15 protein-coding genes and 1 riboswitch are annotated in these 15,522 nt (G+C 69.8%); of the genes, 9 read left to right on the forward strand and 6 right to left on the reverse strand.

The window, feature by feature from the left end; genetic code table 11:
• From ABZ192_RS42245 to ABZ192_RS42255, 3 genes are all read left to right on the forward strand, one after another.
• Positions 1-773: cbb3-type cytochrome c oxidase subunit I (locus ABZ192_RS42245; protein ID WP_356929769.1), on the forward strand; the 773-nt coding region annotated here is incomplete at its 5' end.
• The gene (locus tag ABZ192_RS42250) at positions 770-1,168 is read left to right on the forward strand and encodes a cytochrome c oxidase subunit 4 (protein ID WP_356929770.1); all 399 of its coding nucleotides are present in this window, start codon (positions 770-772) and stop codon (positions 1,166-1,168) included. The genes ABZ192_RS42245 and ABZ192_RS42250, both read left to right, overlap by 4 nt.
• 130 nt (positions 1,169-1,298) lie before the next feature.
• On the forward strand, positions 1,299-2,555 hold the full coding sequence (locus ABZ192_RS42255) for an Ig-like domain-containing protein (RefSeq protein ID WP_356929771.1): 1,257 nt from the start codon (positions 1,299-1,301) through the stop codon (positions 2,553-2,555).
• A gap of 75 nt (positions 2,556-2,630) precedes the next feature.
• On the opposite strand, the gene ABZ192_RS42260 is transcribed toward ABZ192_RS42255, so the two are convergent.
• Entirely contained in the window at positions 2,631-3,032 is a 402-nt protein-coding gene (locus ABZ192_RS42260; protein WP_351404233.1) for a hypothetical protein, read from the reverse strand.
• 145 nt (positions 3,033-3,177) lie between these two features.
• Here ABZ192_RS42260 and ABZ192_RS42265 point away from each other — a divergent pair, with 145 nt between their 5' ends.
• The 6 genes from ABZ192_RS42265 to ABZ192_RS42290 all read left to right on the forward strand — a co-directional run bounded on the left by ABZ192_RS42265 (position 3,178) and on the right by ABZ192_RS42290 (position 10,276).
• Complete coding sequence (locus ABZ192_RS42265; RefSeq protein ID WP_033312739.1) at positions 3,178-3,798, forward strand: heme-copper oxidase subunit III; 621 nt, start codon at positions 3,178-3,180, stop codon at positions 3,796-3,798.
• A 77-nt stretch (positions 3,799-3,875) separates the two neighbouring features.
• Positions 3,876-4,688 (forward strand): c-type cytochrome, encoded by an 813-nt coding sequence (locus tag ABZ192_RS42270; RefSeq protein ID WP_356929772.1) that lies wholly within the window; start codon positions 3,876-3,878, stop codon positions 4,686-4,688.
• Complete coding sequence (locus tag ABZ192_RS42275; protein ID WP_356929773.1) at positions 4,685-5,764, forward strand: Rieske 2Fe-2S domain-containing protein; 1,080 nt, start codon at positions 4,685-4,687, stop codon at positions 5,762-5,764. Before ABZ192_RS42270 ends, ABZ192_RS42275 begins: the two co-directional genes overlap by 4 nt.
• Entirely contained in the window at positions 5,761-7,383 is a 1,623-nt protein-coding gene (locus tag ABZ192_RS42280) for a cytochrome bc complex cytochrome b subunit (RefSeq protein WP_356929775.1), read from the forward strand. The genes ABZ192_RS42275 and ABZ192_RS42280 overlap by 4 nt, the downstream gene beginning before the upstream one ends.
• Before the next feature lie 137 nt (positions 7,384-7,520).
• Positions 7,521-8,585, forward strand: a complete 1,065-nt coding sequence (trpD, locus tag ABZ192_RS42285) for an anthranilate phosphoribosyltransferase (RefSeq protein ID WP_356929776.1) — start codon at positions 7,521-7,523, stop codon at positions 8,583-8,585.
• A gap of 76 nt (positions 8,586-8,661) precedes the next feature.
• A riboswitch (SAM riboswitch) is annotated at positions 8,662-8,778 on the forward strand.
• A 130-nt stretch (positions 8,779-8,908) separates the two neighbouring features.
• Entirely contained in the window at positions 8,909-10,276 is a 1,368-nt protein-coding gene (locus ABZ192_RS42290; protein WP_356929777.1) for an aminotransferase class V-fold PLP-dependent enzyme, read from the forward strand.
• Here ABZ192_RS42290 and ABZ192_RS42295 read toward each other — a convergent pair.
• Genes ABZ192_RS42295 through ABZ192_RS42315 form a run of 5 tightly spaced genes read right to left on the reverse strand, consistent with a single transcriptional unit; the run spans position 10,231 to position 15,340 of the window.
• Positions 10,231-11,439 carry a glycerate kinase gene (locus ABZ192_RS42295; protein WP_356929778.1) on the reverse strand — a complete coding sequence of 403 codons (1,209 nt, stop codon included), beginning with the start codon at positions 11,437-11,439 and terminating at the stop codon, positions 10,231-10,233. The two genes, ABZ192_RS42290 and ABZ192_RS42295, sit on opposite strands and share 46 nt — an antisense overlap.
• A 13-nt stretch (positions 11,440-11,452) precedes the next feature.
• Positions 11,453-12,868: an SLC13 family permease gene (locus ABZ192_RS42300; RefSeq protein WP_356929779.1), complete on the reverse strand. Its 1,416-nt coding sequence runs from the start codon at positions 12,866-12,868 to the stop codon at positions 11,453-11,455.
• Positions 12,869-12,925: 57 nt separating this feature from the next.
• Positions 12,926-13,591, reverse strand: coding sequence for a response regulator transcription factor (locus tag ABZ192_RS42305; protein ID WP_356929780.1), 666 nt, complete (start codon positions 13,589-13,591; stop codon positions 12,926-12,928).
• Entirely contained in the window at positions 13,588-15,102 is a 1,515-nt protein-coding gene (locus tag ABZ192_RS42310) for an ATP-binding protein (protein WP_356929781.1), read from the reverse strand. Before ABZ192_RS42310 ends, ABZ192_RS42305 begins: the two co-directional genes overlap by 4 nt.
• Entirely contained in the window at positions 15,029-15,340 is a 312-nt protein-coding gene (locus tag ABZ192_RS42315) for a small secreted hydrophilic protein (RefSeq protein WP_356929782.1), read from the reverse strand. Before ABZ192_RS42315 ends, ABZ192_RS42310 begins: the two co-directional genes overlap by 74 nt.
• Positions 15,341-15,522 lie beyond the last annotated feature (182 nt).

Consider the following 15,522-nt stretch of genomic DNA (forward strand, 5'->3'; position numbering starts at 1 on the left):
CCGGCGGTGTGCTGCTGCCGTTCTTCTCCTTCATGACCTTCCTGATCGCGGTCCCGACCGGTGTGAAGTTCTTCAACTGGATCGGCACCATGTGGAAGGGCTCGCTGTCCTTCGAGACACCGATGCTCTGGGCGACCGGCTTCCTGATCACCTTCACCTTCGGTGGTCTGACCGGTGTCATCCTGGCCTCGCCGCCGATGGACTTCCACGTCTCCGACTCGTACTTCGTGGTGGCGCACTTCCACTACGTCGTCTTCGGCACCGTCGTGTTCGCGATGTTCTCCGGCTTCCACTTCTGGTGGCCGAAGTGGACCGGCAAGATGCTGGACGAGCGCCTCGGCAAGATCACCTTCTGGACGCTGTTCATCGGCTTCCACGGCACGTTCCTGGTCCAGCACTGGCTGGGTGCCGAGGGCATGCCCCGCCGGTACGCGGACTACCTCGCGGCCGACGGCTTCACCGCGCTGAACACGATCTCGACGATCAGCTCGTTCCTGCTCGGCATGTCGCTCCTGCCGTTCTTCTACAACGTCTGGAAGACGGCCAAGTACGGCAAGCCGGTCGGCGTCGACGACCCGTGGGGCTACGGCCGCTCCCTGGAGTGGGCGACCTCCTGCCCGCCGCCGCGGCACAACTTCATCACCATGCCGCGGATCCGCAGTGAATCCCCGGCGTTCGACCTGCACCACCCCGAGATCGCCGCCCTCGACCAGCTCGAGAACGTCGGTCACGGCGAGAAGGCCATCGCTGGTGGCAAGGAGGCCGGCAAGTGAAGATCCAGGGCAAGATGTTCATGTGGCTGAGCGTCTTCGTCCTCGCCATGGCTGTGGTCTATGGCGTGTGGTCGAAGGAGCCGGCCGGTACCACGGCCCTCTTCCTGGCCTTCGGCCTGTGCATCATGATCGGCTTCTACCTCGGCTTCACGGCCAAGCGGGTCGACGTCGGTGCGCAGGACAACAAGGAGGCGGACGTCGCGGACGACGCCGGCGAGGTCGGGTTCTTCAGCCCGCACAGCTGGCAGCCGCTCTCCCTGGCCATCGGTGGCGCCCTCGCCTTCCTGTCGATCGCGATCGGCTGGTGGCTGATGTACTTCTCCCTGCCGATCATTCTGATCGGCGTCTGGGGCTGGGTCTTCGAGTACTACCGCGGTGAGAACCGCACCCAGTAACACGAGCCGAGCGCTCCAGGGCCCGGACACTCCGCAAGGAGCGTCCGGGCCCCTGCTTTTGCCGCAATCCGTGTCACTCGTACGAGTCACCCGGCGTGCCGCAGTTGACCTGGCTTCCTAGCGTGAGGTCATGAGCCACACAGCGATCTCCCGCTCCCGCACCGTCGTCAGCTGCACGCTGCTGGTGATAGCCCTCTGCGCGGGCGTCACCGCCTGCGGCTCGGACGGCAACCCGCTCTCCCACCGCCCCTACGACGCGGCGGACCAGATCTCCTTCAACGCCCCCTCAGAGGGCCGCAAGAAGGCCGACCCGGACAAGCCCCTGGAAGTCGTCGCCGAGGACTCCGACGGGCGCATCACGGACGTCACGGCCCACGACGCCTCCGGACGCTACGTGGCGGGCGAACTCTCCGCCGACGGCGCCCGCTGGCACAGCACCTCACCGCTCGCCGCCAACGCCAGCTACACGGTCCGGGTGAGCACCGAGGACGAGGACGGGGCGCCCGGCCGCAAGGTCCTCACCTTCGACACCGGCAAGCCCACCGCCAACAAGCGGCTGAACGTCACCTTCGGCCCCAAGGCGGGCACCTACGGCGTCGGCCAGCCCATCACGGCCGAGCTGAGCCAGCCGGTCAAGGACAGATCCCAGCGGGCCGTCGTCGAACGGGCCCTGAAGGTCTCCTCCATGCCCGCCACGGAAGGCGCCTGGCACTGGGTGGACGACAAGAAGCTCCACTACCGCCCGAAGGACTACTGGCCCGCCCAGGCCACCGTCCGGGTCCGCAGCAACCTGGACGGCATCAAGATCGGCGACCGGATGCGGGGCGGCAAGGCCAAGCCGCTGACGATCAACACCGCCGACAAGGTCATAGCCGTGACGGACGCCGCGGCCCACCAGATGACCGTCTACAAGAACGACGAGATCGTCCGGCAGATCCCGGTCACCACGGGCATGCCCGGCTACGACACGCGCAACGGCGTCAAGGTCGTCCTCGCCAAGGAGGGCACCGTCCGGATGACCAGCGCCAGCATCGGCGCCTCGGACTTCTACGACCTGATCGTCCACCACTCCGTGCGGGTCACCAACAGCGGCGAGTACGTCCACGCCGCCCCCTGGTCCGTCGGCTCCCAGGGCTACGCCAACGTCAGCCACGGCTGCACCGGCATGAGCACCGAGAACGCCGCCTGGTTCTACGAGAACGTCCGCGAGGGCGACATCGTCAAGGTCATCAACTCCGCCGGCGACACGATGGCCCCCTTCGGCAACGGCTTCGGCGACTGGAACCTCGAGTGGAAACAGTGGCGCACAGGCAGCGCCCTCACAGCCGGCACCCCGGAGGGCCCCACACCGGCGGACAGAGCCCGCCTACGCCCTCAGAGCGCCTGACCTCAGGGGCGCGGGGAACTGCGCGAAAAGCCACACACCACCCGCACCCGCCGACGACGAGGAACCCCCGAGCTCCTAGGCGTTCAAAGCCGCCCTCTCCCGCAACAAGGAAGCCAGGGCAGCAGCGAACTCCACGGGATCCACCGGCAACGTCACCGCCGACTCAGCGCGACTCCAGGTCGCGAGCCACGCATCCTGCGGCCGCCCCATGAGCAGCAACACCGGCGGACAGTCGAACACCTCGTCCTTGATCTGCCGGCACAGCCCCATGCCCCCCATCGGCACGGCCTCACCGTCCAGCACACAGACGTCGATCCCACCCCGGTCCAGCTCCTTGACCACCGCATCAGGAGTCGCACACTCCACGAACTCCACCAGGGGAACGTCCGGCGCCGGCCGCCGTCCCGTGGCGAGCCGCACCTGCTCGCGGGTGTTGGAGTCGTCGCTGTAGACCAGCACCGTGGCGGTCGGCTGCATTGTTCCTCCGTGACGTCAGCGTCGTAAGGACAGGCCCGTTGGGCCGGATGCTACTCCCTTGAACACCACGTCAACACCGGTACGACCGGCTCAGACACTCCGAACGGCACCCCCCGGAGTGAGGGCGGGATAAGCGACCGACATAATGTCGGTCGTGGCGACAGCAACGACAGTAGAAACCGGGCACGCGCACCCGTCGGTCAACAGGCCGAACCTCACCAGCGTCGGAACCATCATCTGGCTGAGTTCCGAGCTGATGTTCTTCGCGGCCCTCTTCGCGATGTACTTCACCCTGCGATCGGTGACGGGTCCCGATCACTGGAAGGAGATGGCTGCCCATCTCAACTTCCCGTTCTCGGCGACGAACACCACGATCCTGGTGCTCTCCTCGCTCACCTGCCAGCTCGGCGTCTTCGCTGCCGAGCGCGGTGACGTGAAGAAGCTGCGGATGTGGTTCATCGTCACCTTCGTGATGGGTGCGATCTTCATCGGCGGTCAGGTCTTCGAGTACACCGAGCTGGTCAAGGAGGCGGGCCTGTCCCTGTCCTCCGACCCGTACGGCTCGGTCTTCTACCTGACCACCGGCTTCCACGGCCTGCATGTGACGGGCGGTCTCATCGCCTTCCTGCTGGTCCTGGGCCGGACCTACGCGGCCCGGAGGTTCACCCACGAGCAGGCGACCGCCGCGATCGTCGTGTCCTATTACTGGCACTTCGTCGATGTCGTCTGGATCGGCCTCTTCGCCACGATCTACATGATCAAGTAGCGGGACCGCAGCGCGCGCCCGACGAGGCACGCATCCCAGAAGCACCGACGCAGAAGATCCTGACACCGGGGTAATCCGTGAAAAAGCTCTCCGCACGACGACGCCACCCGTTGGCGGCGGTCGTCGTCCTACTCCTCGCGCTGCTCTTCAGCGGGGGGCTGTACGCCGTGTTCGCACCCACGAGCAAGGCTGAGGCCGACGAAACCGCCCAGTCCCTCACCATCGAGGAGGGCAAGAAGCTCTACTCGGTCGGCTGCGCCAGTTGCCACGGCACCGGCGGTCAGGGCACCTCCGACGGGCCGAGCCTGGTGGGTGTCGGCGCCGCCGCCGTCGACTTCCAGGTGGCCACCGGCCGTATGCCGGCCGCCACCTCCCAGGGCCCCCAGGTCCCGAAGAAGAAGAACATCTACAGCCAGGCCGAGATCGACCAGCTCGCGGCCTACATCGCCTCGCTGGGCGCCGGCCCTGCCATCCCGACCGAGGAGCAGTACGGCCCCCAGGGTGCCGACATCGCCAAGGGCGGTGAGCTGTTCCGCACCAACTGCGCGCAGTGCCACAACTTCACCGGCAAGGGCGGTGCGCTGACGCACGGCAAGTACGCACCGGACCTCGAGGGTGTCTCCCCGAAGCACATCTACGAGGCCATGGAGACCGGCCCGCAGAACATGCCGTCCTTCCCCGAGACCACGCTCTCGGTGGAGAACAAGAAGGACATCATCGCGTACCTGGACGCGGTCAACAGCAGCAAGTCCGAGAGCCCCGGCGGTCTCGAGCTCGGCGGCCTCGGGCCGGTCAGCGAGGGCCTGTTCGGCTGGATCTTCGGTCTGGGCGGGCTGATCGCCGTCGCCGTGTGGGTCGCCGCCCGGACCGCAAAGGCCAAGAAGTCATGAGTAGCCAAGACATTCCAGAAGAGAACCTGCCTGCTGAGCAGTCCGAGCAGACCGCAGGACATGACGAGCACGGGCACGGGGCGCTGAGCCCCGCGGACGAGCACCCGTTCGCCGACCCGGGCCTGCCCCCGCACGAGCACCGCATCCAGGACGTCGACGAGCGGGCCGCCAAGCGGTCCGAGCGCTCGGTCGCCCTGATGTTCACGGTGTCGATGCTGGCCACCATCGCCTTCATCGCCGCGTTCGTGGCGATCCCGGTCGACAAGTCGGTCTACATCTTCCCGCTGGGTCACATCAGCGCGCTGAACTTCGCGCTGGGCATGACGCTCGGCATCGCGCTGTTCTGCATCGGCGCGGGCGCGGTCCACTGGGCCCGCACCCTGATGTCGGACGTGGAGATCGCCGATGAGCGGCACCCGATCGAGGCGGAGCCCGAGGTCCGCGAGAAGGTCTTCGCGGACTTCAAGCAGGGCGCCAAGGAGTCCGCGCTCGGCCGCCGCAAGCTGATCCGCAACACCATGTTCGGCGCGCTCACGCTGGTGCCGCTCTCCGGTGTCGTGCTGCTGCGCGACCTCGGCCCGCTGCCCGAGGACAAGCTGCGTCACACGCTCTGGTCCAAGGGCAAGCTGCTCGTCAACATGAACACGAACGAGCCGCTGCGTCCCTCGGACGTCGCGGTCGGCTCGCTGACCTTCGCCAAGCCCGAGGGCCTGGAGGAGCACGACCACGAGTTCCAGAACGAGATCGCCAAGGCCGCCCTGATGATCGTCCGGATCCAGCCGGAGAACATCAAGGACAAGCGCGAGCTCGAGTGGTCGCACGAGGGCATCGTCGCGTACTCGAAGATCTGCACCCACGTCGGCTGCCCGATCTCCCTGTACGAGCAGCAGACGCACCACGTGCTCTGCCCCTGCCACCAGTCCACCTTCGACCTCTCCGACGGTGCCCGAGTGATCTTCGGTCCCGCTGGTCACGCTCTGCCGCAGCTCCGCATCGGCGTGAACGACGAGGGCTACCTCGAGGCGCTCGGCGACTTCGAAGAGCCCGTCGGCCCTGCTTTCTGGGAGCGCGGATGAGCACTGCACAGACACGCCGCAAGGCACCCGCCGGAGAGCGGGTCGCCGACTGGGCCGACGGCCGCCTGGGGATCTACTCCCTGGCCAAGGCCAACATGCGCAAGATCTTCCCGGACCACTGGTCCTTCATGCTCGGTGAGATCTGCCTCTACAGCTTCATCATCATCATCCTGACGGGTGTGTACCTGACGCTGTTCTTCCACCCGTCGATGAACGAGGTGGAGTACCACGGCAGCTACGTCCCGCTCCAGGGGCAGCTGATGTCGGAGGCGTTCGCCTCCACGCTGGACATCAGCTTCGACGTGCGCGGCGGTCTGCTCATCCGGCAGATCCACCACTGGGCGGCGATCATCTTCCTCGCCGGCATGTTCGTGCACATGATGCGCGTCTTCTTCACCGGCGCGTTCCGCAAGCCGCGTGAGATCAACTGGCTGTTCGGCTTCCTGCTGTTCGTCCTGGGCATGTTCACCGGTTTCACCGGCTACTCGCTCCCGGACGACCTGCTCTCCGGCACCGGTGTCCGCTTCACGCAGGGCGCGATCCTGTCCGTGCCGATCGTCGGCACGTACATCTCGATGTTCCTGTTCGGCGGGGAGTTCCCGGGCACCGACTTCGTCGCCCGGTTCTACTCGATCCACATCCTGCTGCTGCCGGGCATCATGCTCGGGCTCGTGGTCGGTCACCTGATCCTGGTCTTCTACCACAAGCACACGCAGTTCGCGGGTCCCGGCCGGACCAACAAGAACGTCGTCGGCATGCCGCTGCTGCCGGTCTACATGGCCAAGGCCGGAGGCTTCTTCTTCCTGGTCTTCGGTGTCATCGCGGCCATCGCCGGCGTCGCGACCGTCAACCCCATCTGGGTCCTGGGCCCCTACCGGCCCGACCAGGTGTCGACGGGCGCGCAGCCCGACTGGTACATGGGCTTCGCCGAGGGTCTGGTCCGGGCCATGCCGGGCTGGGAGATCAACCTCTGGGGTCACACGCTCGTCCTGGGCGTGTTCATCCCGCTGGTCCTCTTCGGCCTGTTCCTCGGGATCATCGCCCTCTACCCGTTCATCGAGTCGTGGGTCACCGGGGACAAGCGCGAGCACCACATCCTGGACCGGCCGCGCAACGCCCCGACGCGTACCGCCTTCGGTGTCGCGTGGGTCACCGGCTACATGATCATGCTGATCGGCGGTGGCAACGACATCGTCGCCACGCACTTCCATCTGTCGATCAACGCGGTCACCTGGTTCGTCCGGATCGGGTTCTTCGCCGGGCCGGTCGTCGCCTTCATCATCACCAAGCGCATCTGCCTCGGCCTCCAGCGCCGCGACAAGGAGAAGGTGCTGCACGGCCGCGAGTCGGGCATCATCAAGCGCCTGCCGCACGGTGAGTTCATCGAGGTGCACGAGCCGCTCAGCCAGGAGCAGATGTACACGCTCACGGCGCACGAGCAGTACCAGCCGGTCGAGATCGGCCCGACGGTCGACGAGAACGGTGTCGAGCGCAAGGTGAAGGGCTCCGAGAAGCTGCGCGCCAAGCTCAGCGAGTCCTACTACGGCGAGGGAGCCCAGATCCCGAAGCCGACCGCCGAGGAGTACCGGGAGATCACGAGCGGCCACGGCCACCACTGATCACTGCTTCGCCACGCCACTGAAGGGCCCCGTCCGGTGTTCGGACGGGGCCCTTCGCGGTGCCCCGTGGCTGGATAGGGTGGACCTCGTTGAGACTCTCGTCCCGTAGTGCGGGACGCCTGACCCTGGAGCGGCTTATGAGCGCTGTGACCCCCGCTGGAGGCGACACCGCGGCGGGCCGCTCCTGGCCCCTGCTGTTGAACGGTCTGCTGGACGGCAGGGACCTGACCGCCGACGACACCGCGTGGGCGATGGACCTGATCATGCGCGGCGAGGCGACGGACGCCCAGATCGCCGGACTCGTGGTGGCGCTGCGGGCCAAGGGCGAGACCGTCGAGGAGATCGCCGGGTTCGTCCGCGCGATGTACGAGCACGCGAACGTGATCGAGGTGCCGGGCCCGGCCGTCGACATCGTCGGCACGGGCGGCGACGGGGCGAAGACCGTCAACATCTCCACGATGTCCGCGATCGTCATCGCCGGCACGGGCGCGAAGGTCGTCAAGCACGGCAACCGCGCGGCGTCGTCGGCGTCCGGCGCGTCGGACGTACTGGAGAAGCTCGGCGTCAATCTGGAACTGCCGACGCACCGGGTGGCCCAGGTCGCCGAGGACGCGGGGATCACCTTCTGCTTCGCGGCCAAGTTCCACCCGGCGATGCGCCACGCGGGCGCGGCGCGCGGCCAGTTGGGCGTCCGGACGATCTTCAACGTCCTCGGTCCGCTGACCAATCCCGCGAAGGTACGTGCTCAGGCCGTCGGTGTCGCGGATCCGCGCATGGCACCGATCGTCGCGGGCGTCTTCGCCGAACGCGGCCACTCGTCCCTGGTCTTCCGGGGCGACGACGGCCTCGACGAACTGACCACCACCGCCACGTCCAGAGTGTGGGTCGTCCGCGACGGCAAGGTGACCGAGGAGGCCTTCGACCCGCGCGACGTGGGCCTCGAACTCGTCCCCGTGGAGGCCCTGCGCGGCGCGGACGCCTCCTACAACGCGGAGGTCGCCCGCCGTCTGCTGGACGGCGAGCCGGGCCCGGTGCGCGACGCGGTCCTGCTGAACTCGGCGGCGGCGCTGGTGGCCCTCGAACCCGGCCCGGGAACCCTGGCCGAGCAGATCAGCGCCGGCATGGCGAAGGCGGCCGTGTCGATCGACTCCGGGGCCGCCAAGCGGACCCTGGAGCGGTGGGTGGCGGCGAGCAACGCGTAGGGCCTTTCTGACGCCGGTGTCCCGCAATCCGGACGCGGGTTGCGGGACCTCGATCGTTCTCGTAGGTTCCTTTCCAGGTCATGAGTGACAGTCATGAGGCCCCGGCCGACTGTCCGGCAACCCTCCGTCCGTGGCGGGGTGCCCCGGGTGAAGACCAGGCCGCAGGCAGCGAGGTCTGTGGCAAGCGCGTGACGAGGAGTCTCTCGTGAACCAGCGAATGCGATAGGGCCGCAGAGCCCCGCCTCCGCACCCCTCTTTCCTTCACCCCCGCTTGAGCCACGTGCTCGCGGGCGGATTCCACCTGACTTCACGGGAGTTCCGCCATGTCCGTCTCCACCGTTGCCGCCGCCTCGTCCGTTTGTGCCCCGCTGCCCGTTCTGGGTGCGGACGTCACCGTTCCGCTCGTCACCGGTGGTGAGGTCACCTACGCCGCGCTCGACTACGCCGCCAGCGCCCCGGCGCTCCAGCGGGTCTGGGACGACGTCGCCGCCTACGCGCCGTACTACGGCAGCGTCCACCGCGGTGCCGGGTACCTGTCCCAGCTGTCGACCGACCTGTTCGAGAACGCCCGCCGGACGGTCGCGGAGTTCCTCGACTGCAGGGACGGTGACCAGGTGGTCTTCACCCGGTCCACCACCGACTCCCTCAACCTCCTCGCCGCCGCGCTCCCGGCCGGCTGCCAGGTCTTCGTCTTCGAGACCGAGCACCACGCCTCCCTGCTGCCCTGGCGCGAGGCCCGCGTCACGTACCTCGACGCCCCGCGCAGCCCCCGCCAGGCCGTCGAGACCCTGGAGCGCGCCCTCGCCGCGAGGGACCCGCACGGCCCGGCCCTCGTCTGCGTCACCGGCGCCTCCAACGTCACCGGCGAGCTGTGGCCCGTACGGGAGCTCGCGGCGGCCGCGCACGCGCACGGCGCCCGGATCGTGCTCGACGCCGCCCAGCTGGCCCCGCACCACCCCGTGTCCGTCGCCGGCCTCGGCGTCGACTGGGTCGCCTTCTCCGGGCACAAGCTGTACGCGCCGTTCGGCTCCGGGGTGCTGGCCGGACGGGCCGACTGGCTGCGCGAGGCCGAGCCGTACCTCGCGGGCGGCGGCGCCAGCCGCAAGGTCACCCGGCACACGGACGGGGGAGTGGACGTGGAGTGGCACGACAGCGCCGCCCGTCACGAGGCCGGTTCGCCCAACGTCATCGGCGCCTACGCCGTCGCCTCCGCCTGCAAGGCGCTGACGGAGGCCGGCTTCGACACGCTCGTCGCCCGCGAGCAGTACCTGGTCGCCAAGGTGCGGGAGGGGCTCGCCGACGTCCCCCAGGTGCGGTTCCTGTCCCTCTTCGGGGACGACGCCCCGCGCGTCGGTGTGCTCTCCTTCGTCGTCGAGGGCTGGAACAGCTCGCACTTCGCCGCCGCGCTCTCCGCCGAGTACGGCATCGGCGTCCGGGACGGGCTGTTCTGCGCCCACCCGCTGGTGCGCACGCTGCTTGGCAGCGACCCGCAGACGCAGGGCGAGTGCGGGTCGCCGGAGGCGGCTCCCGGCGAGAAGTCCCTCAACGCCATCCGGGTCAGCTTCGGCGCGGGCACGCCGGACGAGCACGTGGAGCGGTTCGTACGGGCCGTGCGGGAGCTCGTGACGGACGGGGCGCGGTGGAACTACCGCACGGAGGACGGGCGTTGCGTGCCGGACACGTCCGCCTGAACCGCCTCGGGGGTCAGGGGTAGCCGCGTGCCGAGGACGATCATCCGCAGGGCGCGTTCCGTGGCGTCGGTGAGCAGTTCGCTCGCGCGCAGCAATGCCTCGGCCAGTTCCATCGGGGCGGGCAGGATGCCGTGGCAGGCGTCCACGCCCGGCACCTCGTGCGCGCCCTCGCCGAGCGTGCCCGCCAGGGCCAGGACCGGGCGGCCGTGGAGCTTGGCCCTGCGGGCCACCTCGGCGGGGACCTTGCCGCGGGGCGTCTGGTGGTCCAGGGCGCCCTCGGCGGTGATCACCAGGTCGGCGCCGGCCAGCCGGGCGTCCAGGTCGAGGTGGTCCAGCAGCACGTCGAAGCGGGGCAGGAGACGGGCGCCGAGGGCGGCGAGGCCGGCGCCCAGCCCGCCGGAGGCTCCGGTTCCGGGGCCGTACCGGAGGTTGGTGTCCGGGACGGCGACGTCACGGGTGAGGACGAAGGCCCAGTTCTCCAGCCCGTCCGACAGCTGCTCGACCTGCTCGGGCGTCGCGCCCTTCTGCGGGCCGAAGACCCGGGCCACGCCCCGCTCGCCGCACAGCACGTTGAACGGGTTGCAGGCGACGAGCAGCTCCACCTCCGCCAGGCGGGGATCCAGTCCCCTCGGGTCGATGCGGTGCAGTCGCGTCAACTCCCGGCCCCCGAACGGGAGTTCCTCACCTCCCTCGTCCAGCAGCCGGGCCCCGAGCGCCTGGAGCGCGCCCGCACCGCCGTCGGAGGTGCCCGAGTCGCCGCAGCCGACGAGGATCCGCCGCACGCCCGAGTCGAGTGCGGCCCGGATCAGTTCGCCGACGCCGTAGGTGGTGGTGGCGCCCGGGTCGCGCAGGCCGCGTGGGACGAGGGAGAGGCCCGCGACCGCCGCCATCTCCACGACGGCCGTGTCCCCGGAGCCCAGCAGGGCGAAGTGGGCGCCCACGGTCTCGCCGACCGGGCCGGTGGCGGGCACGGGGACGAGCCGGCCCCCGGTCGCGGCGGCCAGGGCGAGGGCCGTGCCCTCGCCGCCGTCCACCAGCGGGACGAGGTCGAGCTCGGCGCCGGGCAGGACCCGGCGTACGCCGGCCGCGATGGCGTCGGCGGCGGCCTCCGCGGACAGGGACTCCTTGAACCCGCTGGGGGCTACGACGACACGGGTCAGCATGGGTGGGGCTCCTTCAACGGGTGACGGAGACGCCGAGCAGCGGCCACACCGCGACGGCGAAGAGCAGCACGAGCGCGGCGGTCAGCGGGGCCAGGACGGCGGACAGGCGCAGCAGGTCGCGCGGGGTGTAGGTGGGGGTGCCGGGGAGCTGCGCGAAGAGCGTGACCGGCTTGGCGGAGGCGGGCAGCGTGTGGCAGAAGCCGGCGGCGGCGGTGGAGGCGAGCGCTGCGGCGACCGGGTTGACGCCGACGCCGACGGAGGCGGCCACGACGAGCGGGACCAGGACGGAGGAGCGGGCGGAGCGGGACTGGAGGACCAGGTGGGCGGCCGTGCTCACCGCGACCACGACCGCCAGGAACACCACCGGGGTCCCGCCCGCCGGCAGTCCGGAGACCAGCCACGTCGCCGCTCCCGAGTCGGCGAGGGCCACGCCCATCGCCATCGTCGCCGCCATGAACAGCAGCAACGACCACGGGACGGTCTTCAGCGCGTCCTTCAGTCGCACGGTGCCGAGGGCGGGCGAGGCGGCGATGACGGCGCCGATCAGCGCGACCAGCGCGGGCGGCACACGGTGCAGCGGCTCGCTGCACCACAGCAGCACCACCGTGGCCATGAGCAGGGCGCAGCGCTTCTCGGCCTGGCTCCAGGGGCCGGTCACCGGCTGCTCGCTGTGCTGCTGGATCTGCTCGGGCGTGATGTGGACCGGGCCGCGGCGGTCCGCCCGCCGAGTCGTCGTCAGCAGGACCAGCTCGGCGGCCAGGTGCGAGGAGACCACGGCCAGCGGCAGGCCCAGCAGCAGCCACTCCGTGAAGCCGATGTGCTGCCCGGTCGCCTCCCACAGCACCGACACGGTGATCAGATGCGCGCCGGCACCGATCAGGGTCGCCACCGCCGACAGCAGGATCACGGTCGGGAACAGCAGCGCCAGCATCACGACCAGTCGCTTCCGGCCGGCGAGGACCTTGGCGAGGGCGAGGAACACCGGCAGCGCGAGCGCGGCCCGGCCGGAGGTGGCGGGTACCGCGAACGCCGTGACGACCAGGGCGGCCGTCGTCAGGTGCACGAGCTGCCGTACGGTGCGCGCCCCACTGACCAGGAACACCGCTGCCCGGCCCGCGAGCCCGGTCCGGCTCACCGCGGCCGCCAGCACGAAGGCACAGATCAGCAGCCAGACAGTGGCGTCGCCGAGCGTCCCGAACAGGGTGTCGCTGCTGATCACGCCGGTCACCGTGAGGGCGAGCCCGGCGCCCAGCGCGATATAGGTGTCGTCGATGGACGTCCCGATCCAGGCGCAGGTCGCGAGCGCGAACACGGCGAGCGTGAAACGGGCGTCGGCACCGAGTCCCGGGAAGTTCTGCGGGACCGCGAGCAGCGCGCACAGCGACAGCGCCACGCAGAGGGCGGTGAGAGCTCGGGGGTTCCATGTCACGTCATCGAGGGTTCATCCCGGGGGTGAGCCGTCGATGAGCCGGAGATGAAGGGAACTTCACCCGGCGGGCAGCCGGTACCCCATCCCCCGTACCGTCTCCACCCGCTCCGCCCCCAGCTTCTTCCGCAGGGTCCGTACGTACACGTCCACGATGTTGGACCCCGGGTCGAAGTCGTACCCCCACACATGGGACAGGATCTGCTCCCGGGAGAGCACCTGCCCGGGATGCCGCAGGAACAGCTCCAGCAGCACGAACTCACGGGCCGTCAGGTCGACCGTCCGTTCCCCGGACCGGGCACGCCGCGTCCGGAGATCGAGGCTCAGGGAGCCCGACCTGAGCACCGTCACCTCCGGCGCCCGCGCGGCCGTCCGCAGCCTCAGACGCACCCGGGCCAGCAGCTCCTCGAAGCGGAACGGTTTGGTCATCCAGTCGTCGGCGCCGCCCTCCAGACCGGCCACCGTGTCCCGTACGGAGTCCCGCGCGGTCAGCACGATCACCGGCACCGTCACCCGCGCCTCGCGCAGCTCGCGCAGGATCGTGAAGCCGTCCCGGCCGGGCAGCCCGATGTCCAGGACGACGAGGTCGAAGCCGCCGGTCAGGGCGTACTCGTAGCCCGCGTCGCCGTCGGTGACGACGGTCGTGGTGAAGCCGTTGGAGCGCAGGCCCTTCTCCACGAATGAGGCGATGCGCTCCTCGTCCTCGACGATGAGGATGCGGTTCACGTGGGGTTCCCTTCCGGTGCCCGGGGTGCGTGCAGAACGAGGGCGAAGGTGGCGCCGCCACCTGCAGTGTCGCGGAGCCGTACGTGCCCCCGGTGGCCCTCGGCGATCGCCTTGACGATGGACAGTCCGAGCCCGGCGCCGGAGCCCCGGGCACCGCGGCGGGCCGTGCCGCGCCGGAAGCGCTCGAAGATCACCTCGGTGTCCTGGGGTTGCACACCGGGCCCTGAGTCGGCGACGTAGAGCTCCAGGTGCGGGCCGTCGGTGCGGGAGCCGATGCGGATGGTCTGGCCGGGCGTGGTGTGCTGCACGGCGTTCTGCGCGAGCTGCACCATGGCCTGGGTGATCCGCTGCGGATCCAGCTCGGCCTCCAGGTCGGCGACCTCGGCGAGCCGCCAGTCGCGTTCGCCGAGCGTGCGGGCCTTGACGTAGAGGTCGGCGGTGAGTTCGGCGACCTGGACCGGTTCGGGGGAGACGAAGTCGGGGCGTTCGGCCTTGGCGAGCAGCAGCAGGTCCTCGACGATGCGGCTCATCCGGTCCAGCTCGTCGGTCACCAGCCGGACGGTCTCCTCGCGTTCGGCCGGGTCGTCGCCCATCAGTTCCAGATGGCCGCGCACGATGGTGATGGGCGTGCGCAGTTCGTGCCCCGCGTCGTCGACGAACTCGCGCTGTGCGGCGAACGCCCGCTCCAGCCGGTCGAGCATGCCGTTGAACGTCTCGGCGAGAGCCGCTATGTCGTCGTTGCCGTGCACCGGGATCCGCCGGGTGAGGTCCTGCTCGGTGAGCTGCGCCGCTGCCGTGCGCACCACCCGCACGGGCTTGAGGATCCGCCCGGCGACCGCCCAGGCGATGCCGACGGTCAGCAGCAGGGCGACCCCGGAGATGACGAGCAGCGTGCGGAACATGCTGTTCACGCGGGCCTGCTCGCGCTGGGGATGGAAGGCGACGACGAACGCGGCGTCCGGCTCCCGGCCCTGCTGGGCCACGGTGACCTTGGCCCACCGGATCTCGCCCTGCGGCCGGTGCAGCACACCGGAGGACGCGGGCGAGTCGAAGACGGCGCGCTTGGCGCCTGGATCCTCGTGCAGGGGCAGGGCGACGGGCAGGTCGTGCCGCTGGCGGATCTGCCGGGGAGTGCCGTCCGCCTCCCGGACCAGGCCGATCAGCTCCTCGTCCGCGTCGGGGTTCTGCCGTTCCAGGAACACCGTCAGCAGCCGGTCCGCGTCGGTGAACGGCCGGCCCGTCCGCGGATCCCCGCCCCGCTCCTCGAAGTTGGCGAACTCGCCGGTCTCCTGGGTGAGCAGGCGGTTGATCCGGCTGTCGACGTCCCGCAGCAGGAACGAGCGGGTGGTCATGGCGACGGAGGTGAGCGCGACCGCCATCACGAGCAGCAGCCACAGCAGGATGCGGACCCGGGCGGAGACGCGCCGGCGGCCGGCGTCAGTTGTCAGAGCCGGCGCCGTCGTCGTCGCCCGGTCCGTCGTCCGAGGAGCCCCGGCCGCGGTCGTCGTCATCGTCACTCGCTGAGCTGTCGGTCACCGGGGGCCGCGAGACGACCTCGTCGCCCGGCGTGGGCTTCGGGGTGGGGTCGAGCGTGGAGGTGGGGGGCGGTGTGCTGCGGTCCAGCTCCACCCGCTGGGACGGGACCTTGGGCGCCTCGGGGCTGTCGGCGAGGGCGTAACTGGTCGCGGCGATGCCCAAGGGGATCAGCACGACCGCGGAGAGGGCGGCCATACGACGGGAGAATGCCATGTGCCTGATCCTGCGGACGGAACCCGGACCGAATGATGAACCCCGGATGAAGAACTCTTCATCCGGGGCCGGGCAGGCTGGACAGCCCTAGGGCCTGTCGTTTGGATCAGGTCGCAGGGAACCGACAGCGCTGATCAGCGCCGGTGAGCGGGGTCTGGTGCGTGCAGATGCAAGGCGGAGGA

Origin of the sequence: Streptomyces sp. NPDC006235 (assembly GCF_040613735.1) — a bacterium.
GTDB lineage: Bacteria > Actinomycetota > Actinomycetes > Streptomycetales > Streptomycetaceae > Streptomyces.

Bases quoted from the DNA above. Each gene is read 5' to 3' on its own strand.
- ABZ192_RS42315 (WP_356929782.1), bottom strand. From the start codon at position 15,340: ATGGCATTCTCCCGTCGTATGGCCGCCCTCTCCGCGGTCGTGCTGATC.
- trpD (WP_356929776.1), top strand. From the start codon at position 7,521: ATGAGCGCTGTGACCCCCGCTGGAGGCGACACCGCGGCGGGCCGCTCC.
- ABZ192_RS42295 (WP_356929778.1), bottom strand. From the start codon at position 11,439: ATGCTGACCCGTGTCGTCGTAGCCCCCAGCGGGTTCAAGGAGTCCCTG.
- ABZ192_RS42275 (WP_356929773.1), top strand. From the start codon at position 4,685: ATGAGTAGCCAAGACATTCCAGAAGAGAACCTGCCTGCTGAGCAGTCC.
- ABZ192_RS42290 (WP_356929777.1), top strand. From the start codon at position 8,909: ATGTCCGTCTCCACCGTTGCCGCCGCCTCGTCCGTTTGTGCCCCGCTG.
- ABZ192_RS42280 (WP_356929775.1), top strand. From the start codon at position 5,761: ATGAGCACTGCACAGACACGCCGCAAGGCACCCGCCGGAGAGCGGGTC.
- ABZ192_RS42310 (WP_356929781.1), bottom strand. From the start codon at position 15,102: ATGACGACGACCGCGGCCGGGGCTCCTCGGACGACGGACCGGGCGACG.
- ABZ192_RS42260 (WP_351404233.1), bottom strand. From the start codon at position 3,032: ATGCAGCCGACCGCCACGGTGCTGGTCTACAGCGACGACTCCAACACC.
- ABZ192_RS42255 (WP_356929771.1), top strand. From the start codon at position 1,299: ATGAGCCACACAGCGATCTCCCGCTCCCGCACCGTCGTCAGCTGCACG.
- ABZ192_RS42265 (WP_033312739.1), top strand. From the start codon at position 3,178: ATGTCGGTCGTGGCGACAGCAACGACAGTAGAAACCGGGCACGCGCAC.